This window comes from Paraburkholderia sp. (assembly GCF_026225065.1).
Taxonomy (GTDB): Bacteria; Pseudomonadota; Gammaproteobacteria; order Burkholderiales; family Burkholderiaceae; genus Paraburkholderia.
In genome coordinates this window covers 1-6,486 of record NZ_JAMFSB010000060.1, presented here as the reverse complement: position 1 = coordinate 6,486, position 6,486 = coordinate 1, and the positions used below count along the sequence as shown (strand labels likewise).

Sequence of the window (6,486 nt, the reverse complement as noted above, 5' to 3'; positions counted from 1 at the left end):
CGGCGCTGAAAGGCACGCGTGCCGAGCGCGACTGGTTTCTATCGAGAATCTGCGCGATGTCCAGCACCATGTTCATCCTTGGCCTGGTTGCGACCGATGTCGCGATGCTGGTCATCGCACCATGCAGCCCGTGGTAGCCGCTGTGGCGCGAACGGCGACACGAGAATTATCCCGTCACGGCCGTGCGGCAACCTCGTCGAGATGCAGCAGCAGATCGGCAGGGTCTTCATAGACGCGCAACGCACCGGCACGTTCGAGTTCATCCTGACCGTAGCCGCCCGACAGCACCCCAACTCCCAATGCACGGCAGCGCTGTGCGGCCAGCATGTCCCAGATGCTATCGCCCACCACGACGCTCTGTTCGATCTGCACGCCCAGGCGGTGTGCTGCGGCAATGAACAGATCGGGATCGGGTTTGGCGTATTTGACGGCGTCGTGTGTAACGACCACCGTTTTCTCAGGATCGACCCCGAGCGCAGCCAGATTCACCGCGGCGGTTTCCATGCGGCCGCTCGTCGCGATGGCCCAGCGCGTGCCGCTCTCGGTTAGCGCGGCGAGCAGTTCGCGCGCGCCGGGTAATGGACGCACCTGGTTGCCCAGCTTTTTATAGGCCTCGGCATGCGCGTGCCGCAAGCGCTCGATGCGCTCCGCGCTCATTTCGCTGCGCGTTTCGCGCAGTAACTGGTTGGTGAAGAGACCGCCGCTCATACCGATCTTGCGATGGATGCGCCATACCGACAGTTCGATTCCTTCCTGATCGAGCGCCTGCTTCCACGCAAGGACGTGTTGATAGACGCTGTCGACCAGCGTGCCGTCAAGATCGAACAGAAAGGCGGTCTGGATGCGCATGGTGTTCCTCCGAAAACGGTTGAGTGATAGTGCCGGGAAAGTGACGAAATCTATGAGGCACTATGGTGCACCTTTGCGGACGAAAGGGGGGCGAAAATTGGCGCGGCCGGCGGCTAGGCGCGGCGCGTTCGGCGCGCCCGACGATTTTCTCATGGCGCGAGATTTGGTAAGGAGTGCAGTGAGTTGAGCGTCGCTCACCGAATTCGCTGTGTCAGCCGCCTCGCGCGCAAGCGTCGTACTGGTCGAGGTGCTGGACGAGCGGCGCTTGCGTGCACCGTTAGCCGCCTGTCGTGCAGCCTGCTTCGCGCTGCGCGAGAGCAGGATGGCGAAAGCCGCTTCGTCGACCCGCAGGCCTCGACGTGGTCGGCAATTCGCAATGCCCTGCAGTTCATCGGCTTCGAAAGCCGCAATCACAGCTGGGTGGATATAGCAGCGTCGGCACACCGCAGGCGTATTGCGTAACAACGCAGCGACTTCTTTCACGGTCGCTACCACATGCCGTCGCGCCTCCGCAGCGGTATCGCACAGCAGACGGCGCAATGCAGCGAACGCGTACACGCTGCCAGCCCACGTTCGGTAATCCTTAGCAGTGAAATCGGCATCGCTGGCGCGTTTCAGATAATCGTTAATTTCGGCCGAACCGACCGTGTGGCGCGTGCCGTCCTCATCGACGTATTGAAACAGATCGTGCCCAGGCAACTCGGCGCAGCGAAGCACGATGCGCTTCACGCGCGGATTGTCGATGGTCACGTCATGCTCGATACCGCTCTTGCCGCGAAAGCGGAAGCGAACCTGGCCTGCTTCCACCTTCAGATGTTTTTTGCGCAACGTCGTGAGTCCATACGACTGATTGTCGCGTGCGTATTCGACGCTGCCGATCCGGATCAGCGTGGAATCAAGCAACTGCACGATGGCGGCGATCACTTTGTCGCCTGGCATGCCGCGAAGCTTCAGGTCGCGTGACACGCGCGCGCGAATTTTTGGCAATGCCCGGCCGAATGCCGTCATGCGTTCGTATTTGTCGGCGTCGCGCGTTTCGCGCCAGCGCGGATGGTAGCGGTACTGCTTGCGTCCCCGCGCGTCGCGGCCAGTCGCCTGGAGATGGCCGCGCGGATCAGGGCAGATCCAGACGTCGGCGTAAGCCGGCGGAATTGCGAGTGCGTTGATACGGGCGATCTCATCGGCATCCTCGATCCGCTCGCCCGCCACATCGAAATAAGCAAAGCCTTCTTTAAGCAGCTTGCGCGAGTAGCCGGGACGTGTGTCGTCGGCGTGCCGCAAGCCGCTGGGCATTGTGCTTTGCGTTTCGGCTGTCGACGCTGTCGCGCTTGTGCGGGCAGCGGCGGTCGTGGACTGATGTCGGGCAGATCGGGGCGAGGCGGTCATGTTTGCCGGTAATCCATGCAGTAAGTGATGCAACGAGGTGGAATCACTTAGCCACTCAACGAGGTTGACTCAACCTCAGTCAGGTGGACCCAACAGGCGATCCCTGGATTCGCTTCAAGCAAGGGCAGTGCCCGTCGACGGCGCCGCGTGCGGAACGCTCCTTGCGGCGCCTCAATGCAGGTGTCGAAACCCCAAGGAGGTTGAAATGAGCAGCACTCTGAATCCTGATGAGGAACCGCAACACGAGGTTCGTGAAACGGCCAGTTCGACCGGCGCGTTAGGCCCCAGCCACTCCTCCGACAGTGGCAGCGACGTCGCTGGCGCCAAGCGTCACGTGTTCGACGTGGACTCGGAACTCGACAATCACGCGCTTGAAACCGGCGACGCCGAGCTACGCAGCGACACGGACCGCCACGGCACCGGCGAACGCGCCGCCGCGGACGGCGACGCCACGCTCTCTGCCGACGCAGACATCGAACCAGACCGCGTCGATGAGCCGTTTGCGCCCGACGAATCAGATGATGCAGACGATCCAGATGCATCGAACCCCACCTGACCTTGCACAGGCACAGCTCTTGCTCGATAGCTCTGGAAACGGAGCTAACGAGTTCAGGGCGAGACCCGGCGCAGCGCCGGTCGAATCATTTTCATGCTCGCAAAGGAGAAACACTAATGGCTAAGTCACTTCAAGGCTGCAAGGTAGCAGTCCTCGCATTAGACGGCTTTGAGCAGGCAGAACTGCTCGAGCCGCAACGCGCGCTCGCTGAGGCGGGCGCAACGGTTCATGTGATCTCGGCAAAGCCGGGCAAGATCCAGGGCTTCAAGCACGTCGACAAGGGCGACTCTGTTGCAGTCGACGCCACCTTCGATAAGGCCACGGCGGCTGAATACGACGCCGTCGTTTTGCCCGGCGGAGTGGTGAACGGTGACGCGATCCGCTCGCTGCCGCAAGCGCAGGCCTTTGTGAAGGCCGCCAACAGCGCACACAAGCCGATCGCGGTGATCTGTCACGGCACATGGCTGCCCGTGTCGGCGGGCATTATCAAAGGCCGCACCGTAACGAGCTGGCCCAGCCTGCAGGACGACATTCGCAACGCGGGCGGCACGTGGGTCGATCAGGAAGTGGTCGAAGACGACAACTTCATCACGAGCCGCAAACCCGACGACCTGCCGGCCTTCAATAGAACGTTGATCGCGCAACTAACCAGGCGCAAGGCCGCTTGATTGCGGTTATTGCGTTGAGCCCCCTGAAGCAGGTCAGCCGGTCGCAATGGCTGGCCCGCAGAAGGCCCGCTGAACTGGGAGAAAGTGCATGAGATTCCGGTATTCCATACAAGCCATGATTGCGGCGATGGGACTGGGCGCCGCCATGCTGGCCGCTATGCAGACACAAGCTGGCGCTACCAGTCAGGCGAAGCCCAAGGCGCAGGTTATTGCTGCCCAGCCGACGCCGCAGTCAGGCCCACAGCGCACTGCCGATACCCAGCAGCTTGCCACCAGGAAGCCGAGTGGGCCCCACGTGAAGACATTCGAGCCGAGCGCGCCATGAACGCCATTATTCTGCCGCGCCCCGCCTACGAGGACGCCACCATGCGCATTACTTTTCCTGACGAAGCACCGGGCTTTGACGGCTCGAGCCTGACCGTGCAATTCACGGCGCGTGTCGACGGCGAACCGGTTATCTGTGCAATCACAGCGGAGGCACTGGAGGATCATTTCGGCGCCGAGTCTGCGCTTGAGGACGCCTTGCTTGGGGCGTTCAGGCAGGGCCGCCGGCGGATCCATTCAGTGTGTGCAGAGGCGCTTGACCAAAGCGACGGCGCGAGCGTAATACTGCATAGCGGACTATTCCGTGTCGAGGGGATGGAATCCGGTCACGACCGGTAGGCACTGGTCAGGACCGCCAATGGTGGGTCTGTAATCATTCTTCCGCGATGAAAGGAGGATCTATGTCACTCATCGTCGCAGCACGTTTCACGACGTTTCCGGCCGCTGAAGATGCAGCCCAACGTCTTTTCAACAGTGGTTTCGTCGAAGAGGACGTGACGCTGTTTTTCGTCAATCCGACCGGGCAGCATGCACGTTATCCAATTGGCGGCGATACCGATACAGACATCGGGTCCGCGGAGGCGCCCAAAGGCGCGGGCAAGGGCGTGACGATCGGCGCCGTGGTGGGCGCGGCAGTGGGCGTCGGCATCTTTACCGTGTTTTCGGCGCCGCTACTCGTATCGGTTATCGCAGCCGGGGTGGGTGCCTATATCGGCTCGCTGGTAGGCGCCATGTCGCATACGCGCAAGGGCGGCCGGTCAGGACGCCACGGGACGCAGCAGCACGAGACGCGCGATTCAGGTGTGCTGCTGGCGGTTCATGTTTCGCCGGATAGCCAGTACGACGCTGCGCGTATCTTGCGCGAGACAGGTGGTGCTGCAATCGAACGTGCGAACGGACGTTGGCAACGCGGCCGTTGGGCCGATTTCGATCCCACGCGTCCGCCGGAAACGATGCCTGAGCTCAACGAGAAGCATGCCTGAGCGAGATTGCGGCGGGGCCACAAATAACGCCGGGCCAACTCATGGCCCGTACATAAAAGGAGCGGCGGCCGCAATCGATGCGGTCGCCGCGCTTTATATCGTAGATCGCTTATACCCAGATACGCAGGGCCGCTTGCTGTGGACGAGCCGCTCCGTCCACGGAACGTTCGCCGCGCACAGTCGCGCAAGCCGCTGGCGCTAACCCTTGATGTGTCGCACCACAACTCATCGTTTGCACGGCCCCTTGCGGCGCGGTCTTCAGGACGTATTCACGGACCTGCATGACAGCAGCCGACGTGACGATTGCCACAGCCAGCAAAAACTCGGCTCTCCTGATCTTCATGATGAGGCTCCCTTTGTCGTTGCGTGCCCATTGATTTTCGATTGCGGCGCGCTCGTCCTGTGTTTCAGGAGGTGCATACCGGTGCGGGCAGCACCATCGGTACAGCAACATCTATGCCATTGGACCGAATTCGCTCATGGGCCCGGTAGAAGGCCGTCTGAAGCCAGTCCGCAGAGCGTCCGAGGGGCATATGGCGCTTTGCCGGACGTGCGCGAACGACTGCAGCCGGGCAACATTTACGCGGCTGGGTAACTTTGCCAAACGTGGGTGTGCGGGCAGGGGCGGACCGCACGGGCTGCATGCGCGCTACTGCTCCATACGCACTGCGAGGGGCTCGCGAACGCGGCCCAGGCACACCGCATGCGGCATCAAAAGGGACCGACTGCCCCCGGCAGTTGTCCGATGAACTACGAAACGGAGGAATGCAATGTCTACCAACGTGACCGCTGTATTGAACGATCTGGTTGAAACATCGAAGGATGGCGAGCGCGGCTTTCGCAAGGCTGCCGAAGACACGCATGACGCGCAACTCAAGTCGCTCTTTGTCTCGCGTGCCGACGACTGCACACGCGGAGCACGCGAGTTGCAAGACCTGGTCCAGCGACTGGGCGGCAAGCCGGAGACTGGCGGCACTGTGACCGGCGCGCTCCATCGCGGCTGGACAGACGTCAAAAGCGCCGTCGCCGGTCGTAACGACCACTCGATCCTTGCAGATTGCGAAAAGGGCGAGGACGTAGCGAAGAAGCATTATCACGACGCGCTCGACAAGGAACTGCCGGCTGACGTGCGAATTGTGGTGGAAAAGCAGTATCAGGGCGTTCTGCTAAATCACGATCGCATTCGCGATCTGCGTGATCAGTTTGCGGCTGCCAAGCATTAAGCATTAAAAGCCCAAAAGCAAGAGGCCGTCCGCAATGCGGACGGCCTCTTTTTCATCAGGACACCGGCGCAGCGATGTCCGAACGAACAGTAGCTGGCGGCTTTACTCGGCCACCACCTTCAGATGGTTCTTTACGCTTTCCACGCCATCGACGTCTTTCGCGACTTCCGCTGCAGCGGCCTTGTCATCCGAGCTCGGCACGGTACCCGTGAGCCACACCACGCCCTGGCGGGTCTTCACGTGGATATGCGTCGACTTGACGTTCTTGGCGCCGAGCAGATCGGCCTTCACCTTGGTGGTGATGGTGCCGTCGTCGACGTGCTGGCCGACCGTTTCCGAACTGGCGGACGGTGCATTGGTCTGGGCCGAGGCGTTCAGGGCGAAAGCGACACAGGCAGCGACGCCAGCGGTCTTCAGAAAATGGATGGTCTTCATATAACTGCTCCTTCGTGTTGTTGAAAAGAGATGCGGTCTTGTTACCTATGTGGTCGATCGCG

The 6,486-nt window shown here is 61.4% G+C and carries 10 protein-coding genes; 6 read left to right on the top strand and 4 right to left on the bottom strand.

The genetic code is table 11. The features are described from left to right. Window positions 1-174 precede the first annotated feature (174 nt). The gene (locus M0954_RS04865) at window positions 175-849 is read right to left on the bottom strand and encodes an HAD family hydrolase (RefSeq protein ID WP_297351919.1); all 675 of its coding nucleotides are present in this window, start codon (window positions 847-849) and stop codon (window positions 175-177) included. Between the two features lie 60 nt (window positions 850-909). After that, window positions 910-2,142, bottom strand: coding sequence for a DNA topoisomerase IB (locus M0954_RS04860; RefSeq protein ID WP_297351917.1), 1,233 nt, complete (start codon window positions 2,140-2,142; stop codon window positions 910-912). Between the two features lie 298 nt (window positions 2,143-2,440). Between M0954_RS04860 and M0954_RS04855 the strand changes: the two genes are divergently transcribed. From M0954_RS04855 to M0954_RS04835, 5 genes are all read left to right on the top strand, one after another. Next, window positions 2,441-2,791, top strand: a complete 351-nt coding sequence (locus M0954_RS04855; protein WP_297351915.1) for a chemotaxis protein — start codon at window positions 2,441-2,443, stop codon at window positions 2,789-2,791. A gap of 116 nt (window positions 2,792-2,907) precedes the next feature. Continuing rightward, window positions 2,908-3,459, top strand: a complete 552-nt coding sequence (locus M0954_RS04850) for a type 1 glutamine amidotransferase domain-containing protein (protein ID WP_122155760.1) — start codon at window positions 2,908-2,910, stop codon at window positions 3,457-3,459. A gap of 88 nt (window positions 3,460-3,547) precedes the next feature. Continuing rightward, a complete protein-coding gene (locus M0954_RS04845; RefSeq protein WP_297351913.1) occupies window positions 3,548-3,784 on the top strand; it encodes a hypothetical protein in 237 nt (78 codons plus the stop codon). Then, entirely contained in the window at window positions 3,781-4,122 is a 342-nt protein-coding gene (locus M0954_RS04840; RefSeq protein WP_122155762.1) for a DUF1488 domain-containing protein, read from the top strand. Before M0954_RS04845 ends, M0954_RS04840 begins: the two co-directional genes overlap by 4 nt. 62 nt (window positions 4,123-4,184) lie before the next feature. Further along, window positions 4,185-4,766 carry a hypothetical protein gene (locus tag M0954_RS04835; RefSeq protein WP_297351911.1) on the top strand — a complete coding sequence of 194 codons (582 nt, stop codon included), beginning with the start codon at window positions 4,185-4,187 and terminating at the stop codon, window positions 4,764-4,766. Window positions 4,767-4,875: 109 nt separating this feature from the next. On the opposite strand, the gene M0954_RS04830 is transcribed toward M0954_RS04835, so the two are convergent. Next, window positions 4,876-5,109 (bottom strand): hypothetical protein, encoded by a 234-nt coding sequence (locus tag M0954_RS04830; protein ID WP_123387588.1) that lies wholly within the window; start codon window positions 5,107-5,109, stop codon window positions 4,876-4,878. A 427-nt stretch (window positions 5,110-5,536) separates the two neighbouring features. Between M0954_RS04830 and M0954_RS04825 the strand changes: the two genes are divergently transcribed. Next, on the top strand, window positions 5,537-5,989 hold the full coding sequence (locus M0954_RS04825; protein ID WP_122155765.1) for a PA2169 family four-helix-bundle protein: 453 nt from the start codon (window positions 5,537-5,539) through the stop codon (window positions 5,987-5,989). Window positions 5,990-6,091: 102 nt separating this feature from the next. Here the strand turns inward: M0954_RS04825 and M0954_RS04820 are convergent, their stop codons facing one another. Then, window positions 6,092-6,424 (bottom strand): BON domain-containing protein, encoded by a 333-nt coding sequence (locus tag M0954_RS04820; protein ID WP_122155766.1) that lies wholly within the window; start codon window positions 6,422-6,424, stop codon window positions 6,092-6,094. Window positions 6,425-6,486 lie beyond the last annotated feature (62 nt).